General features: G+C 43.4%; 1 protein-coding gene. It reads right to left on the reverse strand.

Annotated features, from left to right (window positions below; all coding sequences use genetic code 11):
* Positions 1 to 493, reverse strand: a 493-nt coding sequence (locus RF646_RS13410; RefSeq protein WP_368836242.1) for a transposase, incomplete at its 3' end; no start/stop codon positions are given.
* Positions 494 to 546 lie beyond the last annotated feature (53 nt).

The raw sequence follows: 546 nt of genomic DNA on the forward strand, positions 1-546 counted from the left end.
ATTCTTTATTTTTCTCATTTCCAGCCATTTTCTTCCGTTCTGTGATGAACTTCGGTGTTGCATTAGCCTCTCGCTTCCCAAAAGTGTCCTTTCTTGGAAGCTCCCCTTTATAAAACCTCTTCCTGTAATTATTTGGCGTATCATAGCCGATAGCATAACATGGTCTTTTCTCATTGTAATAATCCACGTATGCGTCCAAGGCCTCCTCGAACTCCTCTCTTGAATTACATGTCTCAATCTTGAAGTCTATGAACAATTCCTCTTTTATCCATCCGTTGAGGGATTCGTTCACAGGGTTGTCTGTAGGCTTTCCTGCCCTGGACATAGACCTCACAATCATCGTGTCCTTTATCAGCTCATTATAGGCGAGCGAAGCATACACGCTACCTTGGTCCGTATGAAGAACAGTTGGCTCATCTGTGCCCTTCAACAGGTTGATGACATCATTTAGCCCATCAATGTACTGGTCTCTATGTCCACGTCTCTCAGCCACATGCCACGTTAGGATTTCTTTCGTAAAGACATCGAAATACATGGTCAACTCAA

The organism is Kocuria sp. CPCC 205261, assembly GCF_040981025.1.
Taxonomy (GTDB): domain Bacteria; phylum Actinomycetota; class Actinomycetes; order Actinomycetales; family Micrococcaceae; genus Kocuria; species Kocuria marina.